This window comes from uncultured Campylobacter sp., from assembly GCF_938030685.1.
In the GTDB taxonomy this organism is placed as follows: domain Bacteria; phylum Campylobacterota; class Campylobacteria; order Campylobacterales; family Campylobacteraceae; genus Campylobacter_B.
The window spans coordinates 1-18,602 of the sequence record NZ_CALHHX010000171.1; the positions used below are offsets into that span (position 1 = coordinate 1).

An 18,602-nucleotide genomic window follows, 5' to 3' on the forward strand; every position below is an offset into this window, starting at 1 on the left:
AGCACCTTGCCTAAAATCCCAGCACCTTTGCCGACGGCGCTGCCGCGAAGCGCGCTTTCTTTTTCTCTCATCACCGCAAATAGCCCGTTCAGCGTCTTTTGCGTGATGTAATCGTTCAAATCCTCGCCCTGCTTAGGCAGATACTCGCTCGCGCCCAGCCCGCGCGCGATATTTTGCACCGCTTCGTTACCCGCGATCTTGTTTTGCGCGAAGGAATTTAGCCCGTTATACGCCGTCGCGAAGCTATTTTTGCTCATCATATCGCTTACGATCGGTCTAAAAACAAAATTTTCATAATTTTTCCTTCGATCTAAATTTAACATCATATCGCTTACGATCGGTCTAAAAACCGCCCGCAGCTTCGCGCCCGATTTGCTCTGTAAATACTCGCTAAGCGCCGTGTCGCCGCCGCCGATGAGCTTTTTAACGTCGGCATCGCTCATAGATTTCAGATCTTGCAAAAATATCTTGCTCGCACCGCTCACCGCCTTGGTAGCGGCGTCGTTCATGCTCACGACGAGCTCACGTTCCCATTTATCGCCGCCTACCTTTCTCGCAAGCTTCGCAGCCGCCTTCAGCGAAGGAGGAAGCTCGATTTTAGCGGTCTTGCTGTGGATGTAGCCCTTGGCGAGCTCGGCTACGGCGCGGTTTGCGGCGGAAGCGAGCAGCTCTTTGTAGTTTCCGCTCTGAGTCGCACCGAGCACGTCCGCGCCCTGCTTTAGGATATCCGTTACGTCCGCATGCGCGAGCGACAGCGACGCGGCGGCGAGTAAAACCATAAATTTTTTCATATTGCAACCTTTGGATAAAATTTACGCCATTATGCCAAAATGCGGTAAACGCTCAGCCCGTGCTCGGTTTAAATTTTCGCGCTGCGCGGGCGAGCTGAGATAAAATTTTAAGCTAAATTTAAAAGCAGCTTCGAGTTAAATTTTAAACGTCAAATTTTAAAGCTAAATTTAACTGGTGGAATTTACCTGCCAATTTAAAGATGAAATTTGGATGCGTCGGTCTTTGTCATGCTTGCGGCTAAATTTTAAAAGCAGCACTACGACGAGCTAAAATTTTAAAACGCTGCTCGGCGCTATTTAAATTTACGCAGCGCACACGATGCCAGCGTAAGGCACATAAAGCAAATTATAGCGATGAGCTGTATATCCTCAGCACAAACGATTGAAATTTTATCAAACCCGCCGTAGTTCAAAAGCTCGCCGTAAATTTAAAGAGCTTAAATTTAAAAGCGAGCTGCCGCTTTTGACAAAATAAAGCGAGTTGAGCTTAAACCAGACCTTGATCCAGCATCGCATCGGCTACGCGGCGAAAGCCCGCGATGTTTGAGCCTAGCACGAGATTACCCTCCGCGCCGAATTCCTTCGAAGTCTCGTAGCTGGTGCGAAATATGTGGCGCATGATCTCGCGCAGTTTACTATCGACCTCCTCGAAGCTCCACGACGCCATCTGTGCGTTCTGCGCCATCTCAAGCCCGCTCGTAGCCACGCCGCCAGCATTCGCCGCTTTGGCAGGGCCGAAAAGAAAGTCTTTTTGCGCGAGCATAAAATCTATCGCCTCAAGCGTGCTTGGCATATTCGCGCCCTCGCAAACCATGCGGCATCCGTTGGCATAGAGAGTCTTTACGTCTTGCAGATTAAGCTCGTTTTGCGTAGCGCTCGGAAACGCCGCGTCGCACGGCACGCTCCACACGCAGTTACGCCCCGCGGGATAGGCGCTAACTGGGATAAATTTTGCGCCAGGACGCTCCTTGATATATTCGCAAAGCCCTACGCGCAGCTGCTCTTTTAGCTTTTTAAGAAGCATTACATCGATTCCCTCGGCGTCATAGATAAAGCCCGTAGAATCGCTTACTGTAACGGGCTTAGCCTGCATCTGATAGAGCTTTTCGGCTGTGTAGATCGCGACGTTGCCGGCGCCCGAGATCGTGCAAATTTTGCCGTGCAGCGAATCGCCCTTGGTAGCTAGCATCTCGTTTGCGAAATACACGGAGCCGTAGCCCGTAGCCTCGGTGCGCGCAAGACTACCGCCCCAGCTTAGCCCTTTGCCCGTAAGCGCACCGTCGAATCTGCGGGTGAGCTTTTTATATGCGCCGTACATATAGCCGATCTCGCGACCGCCCACGCCGATGTCGCCCGCAGGCACGTCAGTATTGGAGCTGATTAGGCGGTGAAGTTCAAGCATAAAAGCTTGACAAAATCTCATAATCTCGCCGTCGCTCTTGCCCTTGGGATCGAAATTTGCGCCCCCTTTTGCGCCGCCGATATTAAGACCCGTGAGGGAATTTTTAAAAATTTGCTCAAAGCCTAAGAATTTCAAAACGCCCAAATTTACACTCGGGTGAAAGCGCAGTCCGCCTTTGTAAGGCCCCAGAGCGGAGTTGAACTCTATGCGATATCCCGTATGCACGCAGGGCTCGCCGCCGTCGCTCATATAGACGACGCGAAACATCATCGTGCGCTCGGGCGCCAAAATACGCTCTAAAATTTTATTTTTCACGTATCGTTCATCGCGCTTTAGAAGCGGTATGAGCGAGTATAAAATTTCGGTCGATGCCTGGATAAAGACCTCCTGACCGGGATTGGCGCGCTTTAAATTTAGCAGCAAGCCGTCGATGTAAGATTTCATAGTTCCTCCTTTTGAACCGGATTAAATTTTAATTTTTTGGCTTTAGCGATAAATTTTTTCAGCGCCAGCTCCTCGCGGACGCCGATTTTGTAGCTTATAAATTTCAGATAATTTAAAATTTCACGCTCTTTTATGCCGCGCGAAAAGGCGTAGCTTTGCAGGATATATCTTGGAATTTTAATGCGCGAACGCAAAAATTTCGTCGCCAGGCGCGAGTAGACTTTTTCGTTTTTCACGCAGCATAGCCGCCCGAAAACGAAGGGTAAGCCCGTACGCTGCTGCCAAATTTTGCCAAGATCGTAAAATTTATCTCTGCCCTGCAAAAGCAGAGCCTTTAGAGCATTATCGCCGATTAGCACCTCGCCGCTAAGATCCAGCACGCGAGCTAGCATATTTGAGCTCATCGACGCGGGATCGAGCCTAGGCGCCGAGTTTTTGCGCACGAGTACGCTTAGCACTTCCCGCTTTGCGACGATTCCAAGAGGCAGCTTGCGGTACTTTGCGCGGCGGCTTTCGATGCTTGAGATCACTGCAGCGTCTATCCTGCGGCTATAAAGATCGGCGCAGAGCTTGCTCGGCACCCCTTTTTTAAATTCTATCGATTTTTTAACGTAAGACGGCAGCGGAAGGGATTTTAAAAATACGTGAAAAGGGAGCAAATTTAGATAATCGATTTTGCCTAATAACATAACTTTCTCCGAATTTAGCGCAGAAAAAAGGGCTAAATTCCGGCGCTAAATCGGAATTTAACCAAAAAATTTTAAAGTTTATTTGACCTCGGTGATCGGGATGGATTTGTATTTGCTAAACTCCACTATGCCCTCACCTTTTTTGAAGTGGATGCTCACTCCGTCTTTGTTATCCATATAGATGCCGTCGGCGGCGCGGTCGCGCTTAAGATCGTAGCTTTTGCCGCTATCGTCCTTTAATACGGCGGTATTGAAATCGTCGTTTGAACTAAGCGAAAGTTTTTTGCCCTGCTCATCGACAAAATAGAGGGTCTTTGCGTTCTCTTTAGTTATGGTTTTTTCGCTCTGTGCTTGCTTATTCATAGCGCTATCCGGGGATTGGCGGAGCTGGTTTGAGCCGCATCCTAGCAAAACTAACGCCAAAGCGGCACACGATAGAACTTTAAACATATTTCTCCTTTAAATTTAGGTTACACTCGTTGATGAGTGATTTTCGAATATCCCAAAGCTTTTGAGAGAGATCCACTTTGTAGCTTTGCGGATGGACATTGCGAAGGTGCTCGAGCCAAAATTTGCTCTTTTGCTCCTTGCTAAAACGCGCGATTTCGCTTACGCTACGGCGGACGCCTACGAATTTGCCCTCCCTAAAAACGGGACGTAAGAGCTTATGCGAGCTGAAATTCGTTAAAATTTTACGCTTGTAGGTGTAAAGCGGATGGAAAATTTCAAGCGGCGCACTCTCGTCTATACTCTCTCCCTCAAGCGCGATCAGATCGGCAAGTGCCATGCCGTTATCCTTGTCGTAGAGCCTAAAGACCTGCTTGTAGCCGGGATTGTTGATCTTACGCGGATCGTTTGAAATTTTGATTTTAGCCACGATCTCGCCATCTCTTTCGATACCGCTTAGCTTATACACGCCGCCTAGACTCGAACTGTCCCCGCCGGTAATAAGCCTCGTGCCGATCCCCCAGCTATCAATTTTGGCATCAAAAAGCTTGAGTTGATCGATCGCGTATTCGTCCAGATCATTTGACGCAGTGATCTTTGCGTCATTAAAGCCCGCAGCATCGAGCATCTTGCGCGCCTGTTTGGTCAGATACTCCAGATCGCCCGAATCTATGCGAATTCCAAGCGGCTCATGACCGCTGGCGCGAAGCTCTTTAAAAACCGTAATCGCATTCGGCACGCCGCTTGCGAGAGTATCGTAGGTATCGACGAGCAAAAGCGTGCTGTTCGGATAAATTTTAGCGTAGGCGCGAAACGCCTCCAGCTCGCTATCAAAGCTCTGAATCCAAGAGTGCGAGTGGGTGCCGATCGCGGGTACTCCGAATTTCTTTGCGGCGAGCACGTTTGACGTGGCACTGCAGCCACCTATAATCGCAGCTTTTGCGCCGTAGATGCCCGCACTTCGCCCCTGAGCACGGCGCAAGCCAAACTCCATCACCGAATCACCCTTAGCGCTAAAATTGATGCGCGAGCTTTTCGTGGCGATTAGAGTTTGAAAATTTATAGTATTTAAAATCGCAGTCTCGATGAGCTGCGCCTCCATGATATTTGCCTTGACGCGGATAAGCGGCTCGTGCGGAAATACGATCTGCCCCTCATCCATGGCGTAAATTTCGCCGCTAAATTTAAAGCCTCTTAGAAATTCCAAAAATTCGGGCTTAAAGAAATTTAGACTTTTTAGATATGCGATGTCGTCGTCGCTAAATTTTAAGTTTTCGATATAATCCACAACCTCGTTTAAGCCGCAAAATATCGCGTAACCGCCGCCGCTTGGGTTTTTACGATAAAAAACGTCAAAAACCGCTGTCTGATCGGGCTTCGTAAAAAAATAGCCCTGCATCATGCTAAGCTGATAAAAATCGGTAAGTAAAGCCAAATCTTTCATTTACGCCTCTTAAATTTAATCTCGCCTCATGTTAGAGCAAAAAATCATAGCTTTTTAGCTTCTAGGCTCTTTTTATAAGCTGCAACGTCGAACTCTTTGATGCGAGCGACGCCGTCATCCACCGCAGCTTTTGCGACCGCCATCGAGATCACGGCAAATACGCGTGGATCGAAAGGATTTGGGATCACGTAGTCTTTGCCGAATTTTAAATTATCCTTGCCCAGCATCTTGCGGATTTCTTCAGGAACCTCTTCGCGAGCAAGATCCGCCATTGCGCGAGCGGCAGCAATTTTCATATTTTCGGTAATCTTTTTGGCTCTTACGTCAAGCGCGCCGCGGAATATATACGGAAAGCCCAAAACGTTATTGATCTGATTTGCGAAGTCGCTTCTGCCCGTGCCTACGATCGCGTCGTTTCTTACTTCCTCGACCTCGCTTGGATAAATTTCCGGTACCGGATTTGCAAGCGCAAAAATGATCGGATGCGGCGCCATAGTCCTTACCATCTCTTTGGTTAAAACGCCCGGCTTGCTAAGACCCAAAAACATATCCGCGCCCTTCATCGCGTCCTCTAGCGTGCGATCTGCGGTATCTAGGGCAAATTCTTTCTTTTGCTCGGTAAGATCGGTGCGGCCCTTGTGGATCACCCCTTTGGAATCAAGCATTATGATATGTTTGGCGCCTAAATTACGATACATCTTTGCGCACGCTATGCCTGCAGCGCCCGAGCCGCTGACTACGATCTTCATATCCTCGATCTTTTTGCCGCTGATAAGGGCTGCATTGATTAGCCCTGCGCCCGTAATCATCGCAGTGCCGTGCTGATCGTCGTGCATGACGGGGATGTCGACGGCTTTTTGTAGCTCGCGCTCGATCTCGAAGCACTCGGGAGCTTTGATATCCTCCAAATTTATACCGCCGAACGTAGGCGCAAGTGCTTTGCAAATTTCAATTATCTTTTTAGGATCTTTTTCATCGATCTCAATATCGAAGGCATCAACGCCGCCGAATTTTTTAAACAAAACCGCCTTACCCTCCATTACGGGCTTTCCGGCGATTGCGCCGATATCACCAAGCCCCAAAACCGCCGTGCCGTTAGTGATGACGGCTACGAGATTGGCTTTATTCGTGTATTTAAACGCAGCCTCGTGATCTTTTTCGATCACCTTGCAAGGCTCCGCGACGCCCGGCGTATATGCAAGCGCCAAATCCTCCGCAGTAGCGCACGGGGTTTTTACATTCGTTCCGATTTTACCGCCTATGTGGTACTTCAAAGCCGCTTCAACGTTTACTTTAGCCATTTTATAATCCTTTTTTGATTAAATTTGAAATTCTCGTTTTAACTTCGTCGCTTCCTAAAATTTCACAAATTTCAAAAATCGACGGACTTACGCTTCCTCCCGTGATCGCAACGCGCAGCGGCTGGGCAAGATCCTTTAGCTTGGCGCCATTTGCGTCCAAAAACTCCATCGTCTCCTCCTCACACTCCTTTGCATTTAAATTTACGCTTAGAGTATCCGAAAATTTTGCGAGTAAGCTTAGCGAACTTTCGGTTACAAATTTCTTATACGCCTTCTCGTCGTAGCAGCTCGGGCGGGCTAGAAGGACCTTAATGCCCTCAGCCATCTCCACTAGCGTCTTTGCGCGCTGTTTGTACTGCTGGGCGATGAGATGTTTTTTCGCATGTGAGCGAATATCGACGCCGAATTCCACAAGCTGCGTGGCAAGCTCATCATCGCCCGAGTTTTTAATATAATGTGCGTTTAGCCACTCGAGCTTGGTTTGATTGAAGGTGCTAGCGCTCTTGCTGATATGGTTAGGATCAAAGTATCGCTTCATCTCCTCCATGCTAAAAATTTCATCATCCCCGTGGCTCCAGCCCAGGCGTACTAAAAAATTTAGCAGAGCTTGCGGCAGATAGCCCATGCGCTTGTATTCCATCACGTCGGTGGCGCCGTGGCGTTTGCTTAGCTTGCTGCCGTCGGTGCCGTTGATCATCGCGACGTGGTAAAATTTAGGGATTTTAAAGCCTAGCGCGTTATACAGCACGATCTGCTTCGGGGTGTTGCTTAAATGATCGTCGCCGCGGATCACGTCCGTGACGCCCATCAGCGCGTCGTCGATCACGACCGTAAAGTTATACGTAGGCGTGCCGTCGGAGCGCGCGATGATGAAATCGTCCAGAATATCGGCAGCGTTAAATTTTATCTCGCCCTTGATGCCGTCGTTAAATTCTATCATGCCGCTAAGCGGGGCTTTTATACGCACTACAGGCTCGATCCCAGCAGGCGGCGTGCCGGTAAAGTCGCGATAGCGGTTATCATAGCGCGGGCGCTCTTTGCGAGCTTCCTGCTGCGCTCGCAGCTCGTCAAGCTCGTCCTTGCTCATATAGCACTTGTACGCCTTACCCTCATCTAGCAACTTTTGGACGTATTGTTTGTAAAGATCGAAGCGTGAGCTTTGATACACGATCTGCCCGTCATAGTCCAGATTGCACCACTTAAAGGCTTCCTCGATCGCCTTAGCAGCCTCCTGCGAATTGCGCTTCAGATCGGTATCCTCGATACGCAGCAGAAATTTGCCGCCGTTTGCTCTAGCGTAAAGATAACTAAAAAGCGCCGTTCTAAGTCCGCCGATATGTAAATATCCCGTAGGACTCGGCGCAAAACGAGTTACTATCATAAAATTCCTTTGCAAAAATTACCATTTAATGTTATAATCGCGGTCTTGTAATTATAAAGCAAAAAGACTAAATAAAGGTTAAAAATGATAAAGAAACTGCTTTTTTCCGCAATGATCTGTGTTGTTTGTGCAAATGCCGAAGTAGTAAACGGAGTCATCGCCGTGGTAGATAATGAGCCCATCACCGGCTACGAACTAGCCAAAGTTCAAAAACTAACGGGCGCTTCGCCGCAAGCTGCGATGGAAATTTTAATCGGGCAAAAGCTGCAACAATCCGAGATTAAACGCCGCGGCATCGCGGTAAATGACGCGGAGATCGACGCGAGGCTCAAAGCAATTGCCGATCAAAATAAGCTTAGTTTAGACCAGCTCAAAACCGCTGTGCAAAAGCAAGGTATAAACTACGATGACTTTAAAGCAAATATCCGCCGCACACTGCTTGAAGAAAAGCTCTATGGCTCAATATTTGCGGACGTGCAGCACCGCACGACCCCCGAAAATGTCAAAAAATTCTACAGCCAAAATAGTTCATTATTCACGACCTTCGATAGCATCACGCTCACCCGCTATATCGCAAAATCGCAAGCTCCGCTCGATAAGATCCGCGCAAATCCAAAGCTCCGTCCGAGCGACGTGTATGTGATGAAGGGCACCCTCAAGGCTAATCAAATGGATGAGGGGCTCAAATACATCGTCACCAATGTCGAGCAAGGTAAATTTTCGCCGATCATCCCTACGCGCAACGGCTACGAGATGTTTTACGTAAACGACAAAAAGGGGCTTCGTACGCTTGATTTTGACAGCGTGCAAGATAAGGCGATCGAAGGCTACGTGACCTCTGAGCGCAAAAAGGCGATCACCGAGTTCAACGACAGGCTCCGCTCAAATGCCAATATCCGCATCATCGAGCGCCCACAAGCCCAGCCTCAAAGCGGCAAAGACAAGGGCAAAGCGAAGGTTCAAAAGAGGAACTAAATTTTAAATTTGTCCACCTATCCGCCGCGGCGCACTAAATTTGTCCTTGCGCGCTATGCAATCAAATTTAAAGGCATTCATGATAGTAATCAGCGATTTTACCTAACTTAAGAGCGATCCTAGAAGCGACGGCATAAGCACTGCAGACTTTGACGCGAGCAAATTTTGCTCCCACATCGATGCCGCCCCAAAACTCGTCGCCGTTTGGAGCGATGAAAACAGCGGCGAGGAGCTAAATTTTAAAATTTATATAAATCTGCTTGGAACAAATTTACTTTTGATGCATTGCTTAAAGCCTCATCTACCGAGCCTCATACGCGATTTGCAGTGCCCAAACCTTATCTTGCAAAGCCTTGCGTTGTGTCTCTTCGCTCATTTAATAGTATCTCCTAAAAAATTTTATGCATATAGAATGGGGGCTGCCGATAAAATTTAGAAATTCCATACTCTAATTTTCGCAGCAAAATTTCGCTTCCTAAAATTTCATTGCGGCACGGTGCCGGCGGAGGCCTGCTCGCGCTACCTGCCGCTTAGATACTCCTGTAGCGTTTTAACTTCAAGCGCGGATTCGTCCTTTATCGAGCAGATCGAGCGCGTAGCGGCGATCGCCGCCTTCATCGTCGTAAAATACGGCAGCCTAAAACGCAGCACGCTCTGGCGGATCTTTGCGGCGTCGGTAGAGTTTGATTTACTATCGCTGGTATTGATGACGAGCGAAATTTCGCCGTTTTTGAGCTTGTCCTCGATATTTGGGCGACCCTCGCTGATTTTATATACAAACTCGCACTCCACGCCGTTTTCGCCCAATAGCTTGTGAGTGCCGCTCGTAGCGGCGATACTAAAGCCCGCGCCCGTAAGTGCGCGTGCAAGCTCCACGGCTCGCAGCTTGTCGTGATCAGCTAGCGACAAAAACACCTTGCCGCCGCTTGGAAGCGCGTTGCTCGCGCCGATTTGCGATTTAGCGAAACTTTTGGCGAAATTTTCGCCGATGCCCATCACCTCGCCGGTGCTTTTCATCTCGGGCCCCAAGATCAGATCCGCGCCCGCAAGCTTGTTGAAAGGAAAGACGCTTTCTTTGACGCAGATATGGTTTTTAATATGCGGCTTTAAAATTCCCTTCTCTTCGACTAGCACACCGAACTCGTCGTAAAATTTCAAAGCCTCGCGCAAGCCTCCTTGCCACATTACGCGAGTAGCGACCTTTGCCATCGGAATTCCCGTCGCCTTGCTCACAAACGGCACGGTGCGGCTCGCACGCGGATTTACCTCGATGATGTAAAGCTCATTTTCAAAAATCGCGAATTGAATATTCATAAGCCCCACGACGCCAAGATTTAGCGCAATCTCTTTGGTTTGACGACTTACCAGATCGATCATCTCCGCACTTAGGCTAAGCGGCGGCAGGATGCTCGCGCTATCGCCGCTGTGAATGCCCGCCTCTTCGATATGCTCCATTATCGCGCCGATATACACGTCGCGCCCGTCGCAGATCGCATCGACATCAAGCTCGGTCGCGTCAAGTAAAAATTTATCTATAAGCACCGGCGAATGGTCGCTCACGCGCACCGCCTCGCTCATATACTGCCTAAGCTCGGCTTCGCTATGTACGCGCCGCATCGCACGACCGCCGAGCACGTAGCTAGGGCGCACGAGCACCGGATAGCCGATCGCAGCGGCCTTTTCGATCGCCTCTGCTTCGCTTATGGCGGTATCGTTTTTGGGCTGTTTGACGCCGATACTTGCGATAAACTCGCTAAATTTCTTGCGGTCTTCCGCTACGTCTATAGTGCGCGCGCTCGTGCCGATAATCTTGGCTCCCACGGTGCTTAGGCGCTTGGCGAGCTTTAGCGGCGTTTGGCCTCCGAAATGCACGATCACGCCGTCGGGGTTCTCGGCCTCGATGACCGCTCTAACGTGCTCGAAGTCGATCGGCTCGAAGTATAAAATATCGCTCGTGTCGTAGTCGGTGCTGACGGTTTCTGGGTTGCAGTTATACATTATCGTGGTGATCCCCATATCGCGTAGCGCGTAGCTAGCGTGCACGCAGCAGTAGTCAAACTCGATGCCCTGCCCGATGCGGTTCGGACCGCCGCCGATGATGAGAACCTTTTTATTATCTTTTGAAATTTTACGGCTTGCGATGGCGGGCGTTATGTTGGTACTGGAGTATAGATAGGGCGTAAGCGCCGCAAACTCGCCTGCACAGGTATCTACTTCGTTGTATTCAAGGTCGATGCCCTGTCTGGCGCAGGCAAAATGGATATCGTTTTGCGTAAGGCCCAGACTATCTTTTTTGTTGATCAAATTTGCGATCATCTTGTCGCTAAAACCCCAACTCTTGGCCTGCCTTAAAAGCGCCGCGTCGTTGATGATCTCCATATCGATGCGCTCTTCAAATTTTACGATCTGCTCGATCTGGCTCAAAAACCAGCGATCGATCTTGCTAAGCTCGTAAATTTGATCCACGCTCATACCCGCTCTAAAGCCCTGAGCGATATATAAAGCTCTATCTTGTTGCGCATTACGAAGCCCGAAGATGAGATCCTTTTCGCTTAAATTTAATTCCACGAAGCCGAAGTAGCCCTTCTCCAGCGAGCACAGCGCCTTTTGAATGCTCTCTTTAAAGCTGCGCCCGATCGCCATCACCTCGCCGATGCTTTTCATCGCAGTGCCGAGATAGGGGTTTGCGCCGGGGAATTTCTCAAACGCAAAGCGCGGAATTTTAGTCACGATATAATCGATCACCGGCTCGAAGCTCGCGGGCGTGCCGGTGATATCGTTTTTAATCTCATCCAGGCTAAAGCCCACCGCCAGCATCGTAGCGACCTTGGCGATCGGATAGCCCGTGGCTTTGGATGCGAGAGCCGAGCTGCGGCTTACGCGCGGGTTCATCTCGATGACGATCATCCGCCCCGTTTGCGGATTTACCGCAAACTGCACGTTTGAGCCGCCCGTATCCACGCCGATCTCGCGCAAAATTTTAAAACTCGCGTCGCGCATCGCTTGGTATTCTTTATCGGTAAGCGTCAGAGCGGGCGCAACCGTGATACTATCGCCCGTATGCACCCCCATCGGGTCGAAATTTTCGATCGAGCAGACGATGATGCAGTTGTCCTTGTGATCGCGGATAACCTCCATTTCGAACTCTTTCCATCCAAGCAGGCTCTCTTCGATCAAAATTTCATTTATAGGGCTCACGTCTAGCCCGTTTTGCGCGACCTCTTTAAACTCGTCGATATTGTACGCTACGCCGCTGCCTGCACCGCCCAAAGTATAGCTAGCGCGGATAATGAGCGGAAAGCCGATCTCATTCGCCGCAGCCATCGCCTCTTCGATATTGTAGGCATATTTGGATTTAGGCAGATCCATTCCGATCTTAATCATCGCCTCTTTAAATTTTACCCTATCCTCGCCCTTTTTGATCGCTTCAGGCTTGGCGCCTAGAAATTTCACCCCCGCTAGCTCGCCGCTTTCGTAGGCCTGCATCGCGACGTTTAGCGCGACCTGTCCGCCCATCGTAGGCAGGATCGCATCGACGCCCTCGCGCTTTATGATACGCAAAATGCTCTCTTTGGTGATCGGCTCGATATAAGTAGCGTCGGCAAAATCGGGATCGGTCATAATGGTAGCGGGGTTAGAATTTATTAGCACTACGCGGTATCCAAGGCTCTTTAACGTCTTAGCCGCCTGCGTGCCGCTATAATCAAACTCGCACGCCTGGCCGATTACGATCGGACCGCTACCGATCAGTAAAATCGTCTTAATATCATCTCTTTTGGGCATCAATTTTCCTTTGTAACGACATACAAAAACGCCGGCATCTCGGAGCTCACGTAGGGCTCTACGACGGCGCTTTTATATAGCTTCCCGCTTTGAATTTCTTTAACCTTCCCTACCGGCACGCCAGCAAAGAAAATTTCATCTTTCCCGCTCGTAAAGACCTCATCGCCTACCTTGGGATCGAGCCACTGCGGGATGTATCTAACCACTAGCTCGTTATTTTCGCCACCTGCGACGCCAGGAATTTGAGCATCTCCTATGAAAACGGAGAAATTGCTCTTTTCGTCGCGCTGCAAGATCGCAAGCGGGCGCCCGTCTTTATTCACTAAAATTCCTGCGGTCTTGCCCTCACTGATGAGGCCGTAAATTTTGTTTGGGTTAAAATTTTCAAAATTTACAAAGAATTTGTTGTAGTCGTTTAGATTCGCGTAGCTCAGCGCTTTTACGAGCTGGACTTTGGGCTCGTAGACGGAGCTGTTTTTATCGATCAAAATTTTATTGAGCTCGCCCGCGAACGTGCTAAGCAGCATCGCCGATTTTTTTAGCTCGGCATTTTCTTCTCGTAGAGCTTTGATCGTCTCTGCCTGGTTAAAATGCTCGTTTACAGCGCTTTTTACCCGATCGCTCACGCCGTAATAAACCTCTAAAATTCCTCCTGCAAATCCGATAAATTTGCCGTGGATATACGAGCCGAACGTTAACGAAATGGCTACCAGCAAAACCGCGACGAGGAGGAGTTTGAGATTAGTCATTTGCCGCTTGTTTTAGCGATTTGATCTCTTCTAGGGCTTTTCCCGTGCCGTTTGCGACGCACAATAGCGGTTCGTCCGCGACGAAAACCGGAAGCTTTACGGTGTCGCTTAGATACTTATCTAATCCGCGAATGAGCGCACCGCCACCCGTTAGCACGACGCCGTTTTCGACGATGTCGGCGGCGACTTCGGGCTGAATGCTCTCAAGGACAAATTTCAGCGCGTCCGCAATCTCTCTGATCGAATCTTTGATCGCCTCTCTAACGTCCTCACTCGTAAGATCAACCGAGCTTAAAAGCCCGCTGATCTGATCTTTTCCTTTGACCGTGTATGTAAGATCTTTTTGCTGTTGCACCGCCGTGCCGATCTTGATCTTAATCTCCTCGGCCGCACGCTCCGAAATAAGCAGGCTATATTTTTCTTTGACGTAGTTAACGATGCTTGCGTCGATCTTATCGCCCGCGACTCGGACGGATTTGGCACTGATGATACCGCCTAAAGAGATAACGCCGATCTCCGTGGTACCGCCGCCGATATCTACGACCAACGAGCCGCGCGCTTCATTGACCGGCAAACCCGCACCAATCGCCGCAGCCATCGGCTCTTCGATTAGATAAACCTCGCGCGCGCCCGCTATCATCGCGCTTTCGCGCACGGCTTTACGCTCGACCTGAGTTAGTCCGTAAGGAACCGAGATGATGATGCGCGGACTTACGAAAAAGCGGCGCTTGTGGGTCTTTTCGATGAAATACCTAATCATCTTCTCCGTCATATCAAAATCCGCGATAACGCCGTCCTTCATCGGGCGCACCGCTTCAATATCGCCCGGAGTTCGTCCGAGCATCTCTTTGGCTTCGGCGCCCACGGCGATGATTCTTTGCTTGCCGTAGCGTTCGTTTTGTACCGCGACGACGCTCGGCTCGTTGATGATGATGCCTTTATCTTTTAGTAGCACCAGCGTGTTTGCCGTGCCTAGATCAATACCCATATCCCTAGAAAATAATCCTAGAATCGAATCAAGTAACATTTATCCCCTTTATGCAGTTAAATTTTGTTTTACAAGTATCGGCTTGGAGACGCCGTCTACGACCTCTTTGGAGATGATGACATCATAGCCCTTAAGCTCGGGCAGATCGAACATAATATCGATCATGATCTCCTCGATTATGCTGCGAAGCCCGCGCGCACCGGTTTTGCGCTTGATCGCAAGGCTTGCGACCTCTCGTAGCGCGTCGTCGTCAAATTTTAAATTTGCGCCGTCTATCGCAAAGAGCTTTTGATATTGCTTTAAGATCGCGTTTTTCGGCTCGGTTAAAATTCTAACCATCGCCTTTTCGTCGATCTCATTTAGCGTAGCCACTACGTGCAAGCGCCCGATGAGCTCGGGGATTATGCCGTAATGCACCAAATCGTCGGCCTCGACCATGTTTAGCAAATTTAAGCTCTCTTTCTTGCTGCGCTTTGTTTGGTTAAACCCTAACACGTTCTGCCCGATGCGGCGGTTGATGATCTCGTTTAGCCCGTCGAACGCGCCGCCGCAGACGAATAGGATATTAGTAGTATCGATCTGGATGAAGTCCTGATTTGGATGCTTGCGACCGCCCTTCGGAGGGATATTTACGACGCTTCCTTCGATGATCTTAAGAAGTGCTTGCTGTACCCCTTCGCCGCTTACGTCGCGCGTGATGCTGCGGTTTTCGCTCATTCGCGCGATCTTATCGATCTCGTCTACGAATACGATACCGCGCTGCGCCTTCTCTACGTCGCCATCCGCAGCCTGTAAAAGGCGGGTGAGGATATTTTCTACGTCCTCGCCGACGTAGCCCGCTTCCGTTAGACTCGTAGCGTCGCTAATGGCGATCGGCACGTCCAAAAATCGCGCCAAGGTCTGCGCCATAAGCGTCTTGCCGCTGCCGGTAGGTCCGATAAGCAAGATATTTGATTTTGAAATTTCTGTATCGTCACCCTTCGCGTCGGTCTGTCTGAAAATTCTTTTATAGTGGTTGTAAACGCCGACACTAAAAATTTTCTTAGCGCGCTCCTGGCCGATAACGTAGCGGTTTAGAACCTCCATCAGCGCCTTTGGCTTGATAGCCTCGAAATCGATCTCTTTATTTTGATTTTGTACTGCCTCATTTTGACCCTCGCTGCCGTGGATAGCGGCATATGCCATATCGATACAATAGCTGCAGATAGCCGCCGTACCGTCGTCGTTAGGATAGATACGACGCCCGTCTGCGCCCGTCTCACCGCAAAAACTGCACTTATTTGCCATTAAATTTTACCTTTATCTAGCGGAATTCCGCGTTTTGTGTTGATTATAAACTCGCACATCTTGCGCACGTTTTGATCGCTCGTCTCGTTTAATAAAATTTGCGCCTGCTCCTTTAAACCCCCGCCTTGGTTGAATAAAAATTTATACGCCCGATTTATCGTCTCGACCGTCTCTTTATCGAAGCGGCGGCGGATGCCCGTTAAATTTAGCCCGCGAATATAGGCGCGGTTGCCCTCGGCTAGACAAAACGGCACCACGTCCTGACTAAGCGCGCTAGCCCCTGCGATCATGCAGCTCTCGCCGATTTGGACGAACTGATGCACGGGGGTAAGCCCGCCGATAACGGCATAATCGCCCATTACGACATGACCTGCGAGCGTAGCGTTGTTTGCTAGGATTATGTTGCTTCCCAGCACGCAATCGTGTGCGATGTGGCAATACGCCATCATAAATAGATTATCGCCGATGCGCGTAAATCCGTCTCCTTTATGCGAGCCCGAGCTGATCGTGCAAAACTCGTGAATCGTAGCGTTTTTACCGATGACTAACCCCGTTCGCTCGCCATCTTCAAAGCTCATATCCTGCGGAATTTCGCCCACGATCGCGTATGAAAAAATTTTAGAGCCCTCGCCGATTTGCGTATCGCCGATGATACGCGCGCCCTGTTTGATCGTGCAGCCGTCGCCGATTTTAGCCTGCGCGCTTACGAAAGCATACGGCTCGATCACAACCTCGGCTCCGATCTGCGCGCCGTCCTCGATGATCGCCGTGTGGTGAACTTTAGCCATCATTTATCCATTATCATCGCTTGAAGTTCAGCCTGCGCGGCCAATGTGGCGCCGTCGTTGATGTAGGCTTCGCCCTTTAGTACCCAGATGCGTCCGCGATGTTTGATTACGCTGATGCGATACTCAAGCTTGTCGCCTGGGCGAACCGGGTTTCTAAATTTAGCGTTATCGATACTCATAAAATACACGACTTTGTCGCTTAGATCGACGCCCTCTTTCTCCATGCTCTTAAACGCCAGCACGCCGCCCGCCTGCGCTAAGCCCTCGATTATCATTACGCCAGGATAGATCGGGTGCCCCGGGAAGTGACCCTGAAAGATCTGCTCGTTGTAGGTTACGTTTTTATAGGCCTTGATGCTTTCGCCTATGCTGAGCTCTTCGACGCGATCTATCAGCAAAAACGGAAAACGATGGGGTAGGATGGAGAGGATTTCGTTTATATCTATCATTGATCTGCCTTTTTTAGAAATTTTAGAATCTTATCAAATTCTTACTAAAATTTCCCTAACGTCTAAAAATATGCGCGAGAGCCCGTAAATTTGAACTTTGGCGGCTCTTATCTCGTCCGTGACGATGATCGGCGAGAGCGAGCCCATAGCGCACAGGGCGGCGCGAGTTTTATTTTGACGCGCGAGACTCGGCGGGTTTTTTAGCATTTCGGATACGCTTTTGAAATTTGATCTTGAAATTTCGTTAAATTTCGCCAGGCTTAAAATTTTAATCTCTCCCTTGTCGCTGCAAAAAATTTCGCACTCTCGCTCCACGCTAAACTTCACGTTTTCACGAGTAAAATGCGAGCCAAATAGCACAAACGAGGGCACTACACACCCGTCAAATTTAATCCATGCGCGCAGCAGACGGTAGTTTAAAAACCGATCGCGCAGCACGCTAAATTTAACCCCTTTTCTTTCAAGCGAGCAAAGCTTTTTATAAAATTTCAACTTCTCCTCTACCGAAGCGGGCAAAATTTGCCGATCGATCGGCGACATTAGCTCGTAAATTTCAGCATCGGGGGCGGAATTTCGCCTCAAATCTGCCGCCAAAATTCCGTCCAAACTCCGCTCGGTCTTTCGCTGATCATTCCGCTGTGCCGCAAGCGCATAGATACAGCCGCAGTAGTTTTGATGATAGAGCGCGTCTTTTTTCGCGAGCGCAAACTGCTCGTTCGTGCCGCCGTTTTTGCGAAAATCGGGCGCGATAAACTCCAGCCCGTAGCGCTCGCAAATGCGCTGCAGCGAGGCACAGAGCTGAGAGTGCGATTTTTTGGGGCTCATCAAAAGAGTCGTAGTGATTTTGCGCTCGCCTAGACTTAGCGCGAGCTCGGCCGTTTTTTGCATGCGAAAATCAAAGCAAAACTCGCAGCGCGCGCCCTTTTCTGGCTCGTTTTCAAGCCCGCGCGCACCCTGCAGCCAGCCCTGAAAATCATACTCGCCCGGGATAAATTTAATCCCCAAATTCTCGCAAACCCGCTTTGAGTCGTGCATTCTAAGAACGTATTCGCCGCAAGGGTGGATGTTTGGATCGTAGAAATAGCCTATTAGCGGCTCTTGCGCGAGCTCTTTCAAGCGGCGCAAAAAATAATCGCAATCGACCGAGCAGCAGATGTGAACCAGCAAAATTTAACCCTTTGCACGAAATTTTTGGATATAATTTTACGCTATCAAAATTAATGAGCGGAAAAATGAAAAAATTTTTTATAAACCACTGGCGTAAGTTTGCTTGCGGCTTGAGCGGATTTGCGCTATTTTACGTGCTCGCGGGCTTTTTCGGCGTGCCGCTTTTCATCGAAAAAGCGCTGCCTAAAATTTTAGAAGACAGAGCAAAATTTAGCGTGCAGGATGCTAAATTTAACCCCTTTACCTACGAGCTAAACGTCACAAAGCCGGAGCTTAGCACCTTTAAGCCGCTGTTTAGCGCGGATGAGATAAATTTAAAAATCGGTTTTTCGAAGCTTTTTAAAAAGACTCTCGCGGTAGAAATTTTGCACCTAAAATCGCCTAAATTCCACGTCGAGCGCGAGCAAAACGGCACTTTCAATTTCGAGCCGCTACTTTCAGAGCAAAAGAGCGAAAACAAGGATGAAAACTCCAGCTTCAACGTCACGCTGAATAATTTTAAGATCGAGCGCGGCTC

General features: G+C 49.4%; 15 protein-coding genes and 1 pseudogene. 2 read left to right on the forward strand and 14 right to left on the reverse strand.

Features of this window, described 5'->3' with window-relative positions; all coding sequences use genetic code 11:
* From Q0369_RS07780 to gltX, 7 genes are all read right to left on the reverse strand, one after another.
* A partial coding sequence (locus Q0369_RS07780; RefSeq protein WP_298098298.1) for a DUF4197 domain-containing protein occupies positions 1-791 on the reverse strand: 791 nt, incomplete at its 3' end.
* Between the two features lie 487 nt (positions 792-1,278).
* The gene (gene gdhA / locus Q0369_RS07785) at positions 1,279-2,637 is read right to left on the reverse strand and encodes an NADP-specific glutamate dehydrogenase (RefSeq protein ID WP_298098300.1); all 1,359 of its coding nucleotides are present in this window, start codon (positions 2,635-2,637) and stop codon (positions 1,279-1,281) included.
* Complete coding sequence (locus Q0369_RS07790; RefSeq protein WP_298098303.1) at positions 2,634-3,326, reverse strand: MqnA/MqnD/SBP family protein; 693 nt, start codon at positions 3,324-3,326, stop codon at positions 2,634-2,636. The genes gdhA and Q0369_RS07790 overlap by 4 nt, the downstream gene beginning before the upstream one ends.
* A gap of 78 nt (positions 3,327-3,404) precedes the next feature.
* On the reverse strand, positions 3,405-3,776 hold the full coding sequence (locus Q0369_RS07795) for a hypothetical protein (protein WP_298098306.1): 372 nt from the start codon (positions 3,774-3,776) through the stop codon (positions 3,405-3,407).
* Positions 3,769-5,217: a nicotinate phosphoribosyltransferase gene (locus tag Q0369_RS07800; RefSeq protein WP_298098307.1), complete on the reverse strand. Its 1,449-nt coding sequence runs from the start codon at positions 5,215-5,217 to the stop codon at positions 3,769-3,771. The genes Q0369_RS07795 and Q0369_RS07800 overlap by 8 nt, the downstream gene beginning before the upstream one ends.
* A gap of 44 nt (positions 5,218-5,261) precedes the next feature.
* Complete coding sequence (locus Q0369_RS07805) at positions 5,262-6,518, reverse strand: malic enzyme-like NAD(P)-binding protein (RefSeq protein ID WP_298098309.1); 1,257 nt, start codon at positions 6,516-6,518, stop codon at positions 5,262-5,264.
* Position 6,519: 1 nt separating this feature from the next.
* Complete coding sequence (gene gltX / locus Q0369_RS07810) at positions 6,520-7,899, reverse strand: glutamate--tRNA ligase (RefSeq protein ID WP_298098311.1); 1,380 nt, start codon at positions 7,897-7,899, stop codon at positions 6,520-6,522.
* Positions 7,900-7,983: 84 nt separating this feature from the next.
* Here gltX and Q0369_RS07815 point away from each other — a divergent pair, with 84 nt between their 5' ends.
* A complete protein-coding gene (locus tag Q0369_RS07815) occupies positions 7,984-8,874 on the forward strand; it encodes a peptidylprolyl isomerase (protein WP_298098313.1) in 891 nt (296 codons plus the stop codon).
* 519 nt (positions 8,875-9,393) lie between these two features.
* Here the strand turns inward: Q0369_RS07815 and carB are convergent.
* The 7 genes from carB to Q0369_RS07850 are packed head-to-tail and all read right to left on the reverse strand — an operon-like array spanning position 9,394 to position 18,085.
* On the reverse strand, positions 9,394-12,657 hold the full coding sequence (gene carB / locus Q0369_RS07820; RefSeq protein ID WP_298098316.1) for a carbamoyl-phosphate synthase large subunit: 3,264 nt from the start codon (positions 12,655-12,657) through the stop codon (positions 9,394-9,396).
* Positions 12,657-13,406: a rod shape-determining protein MreC gene (gene mreC, locus Q0369_RS07825; protein ID WP_298098318.1), complete on the reverse strand. Its 750-nt coding sequence runs from the start codon at positions 13,404-13,406 to the stop codon at positions 12,657-12,659. The genes carB and mreC overlap by 1 nt, the downstream gene beginning before the upstream one ends.
* On the reverse strand, positions 13,399-14,433 hold the full coding sequence (locus Q0369_RS07830) for a rod shape-determining protein (protein ID WP_005869818.1): 1,035 nt from the start codon (positions 14,431-14,433) through the stop codon (positions 13,399-13,401). Before Q0369_RS07830 ends, mreC begins: the two co-directional genes overlap by 8 nt.
* Positions 14,434-14,442: 9 nt before the next feature.
* Positions 14,443-15,681 carry an ATP-dependent protease ATP-binding subunit ClpX gene (gene clpX, locus Q0369_RS07835; protein ID WP_297880234.1) on the reverse strand — a complete coding sequence of 413 codons (1,239 nt, stop codon included), beginning with the start codon at positions 15,679-15,681 and terminating at the stop codon, positions 14,443-14,445.
* Complete coding sequence (gene lpxA, locus Q0369_RS07840) at positions 15,681-16,469, reverse strand: acyl-ACP--UDP-N-acetylglucosamine O-acyltransferase (protein WP_298026461.1); 789 nt, start codon at positions 16,467-16,469, stop codon at positions 15,681-15,683. Before lpxA ends, clpX begins: the two co-directional genes overlap by 1 nt.
* Positions 16,469-16,918 (reverse strand): 3-hydroxyacyl-ACP dehydratase FabZ, encoded by a 450-nt coding sequence (gene fabZ, locus Q0369_RS07845; protein WP_177386946.1) that lies wholly within the window; start codon positions 16,916-16,918, stop codon positions 16,469-16,471. Before fabZ ends, lpxA begins: the two co-directional genes overlap by 1 nt.
* Positions 16,919-16,951: 33 nt before the next feature.
* Positions 16,952-18,085 (reverse strand): epoxyqueuosine reductase QueH, encoded by a 1,134-nt coding sequence (locus Q0369_RS07850; RefSeq protein ID WP_298098321.1) that lies wholly within the window; start codon positions 18,083-18,085, stop codon positions 16,952-16,954.
* Between the two features lie 65 nt (positions 18,086-18,150).
* Here Q0369_RS07850 and Q0369_RS07855 point away from each other — a divergent pair.
* Positions 18,151-18,602 (forward strand): annotated as a pseudogene (locus Q0369_RS07855) (diaminopimelate epimerase); the annotation flags it as partial.

Bases quoted from the DNA above. Each gene is read 5' to 3' on its own strand.
- Q0369_RS07790 (WP_298098303.1), bottom strand. From the start codon at position 3,326: ATGTTATTAGGCAAAATCGATTATCTAAATTTGCTCCCTTTTCACGTA.
- clpX (WP_297880234.1), bottom strand. From the start codon at position 15,681: ATGGCAAATAAGTGCAGTTTTTGCGGTGAGACGGGCGCAGACGGGCGT.
- gltX (WP_298098311.1), bottom strand. From the start codon at position 7,899: ATGATAGTAACTCGTTTTGCGCCGAGTCCTACGGGATATTTACATATC.
- Q0369_RS07795 (WP_298098306.1), bottom strand. From the start codon at position 3,776: ATGTTTAAAGTTCTATCGTGTGCCGCTTTGGCGTTAGTTTTGCTAGGA.
- fabZ (WP_177386946.1), bottom strand. From the start codon at position 16,918: ATGATAGATATAAACGAAATCCTCTCCATCCTACCCCATCGTTTTCCG.
- Q0369_RS07800 (WP_298098307.1), bottom strand. From the start codon at position 5,217: ATGAAAGATTTGGCTTTACTTACCGATTTTTATCAGCTTAGCATGATG.
- Q0369_RS07815 (WP_298098313.1), top strand. From the start codon at position 7,984: ATGATAAAGAAACTGCTTTTTTCCGCAATGATCTGTGTTGTTTGTGCA.
- mreC (WP_298098318.1), bottom strand. From the start codon at position 13,406: ATGACTAATCTCAAACTCCTCCTCGTCGCGGTTTTGCTGGTAGCCATT.
- Q0369_RS07805 (WP_298098309.1), bottom strand. From the start codon at position 6,518: ATGGCTAAAGTAAACGTTGAAGCGGCTTTGAAGTACCACATAGGCGGT.
- gdhA (WP_298098300.1), bottom strand. From the start codon at position 2,637: ATGAAATCTTACATCGACGGCTTGCTGCTAAATTTAAAGCGCGCCAAT.
- lpxA (WP_298026461.1), bottom strand. From the start codon at position 16,469: ATGGCTAAAGTTCACCACACGGCGATCATCGAGGACGGCGCGCAGATC.
- Q0369_RS07830 (WP_005869818.1), bottom strand. From the start codon at position 14,433: ATGTTACTTGATTCGATTCTAGGATTATTTTCTAGGGATATGGGTATT.
- carB (WP_298098316.1), bottom strand. From the start codon at position 12,657: ATGCCCAAAAGAGATGATATTAAGACGATTTTACTGATCGGTAGCGGT.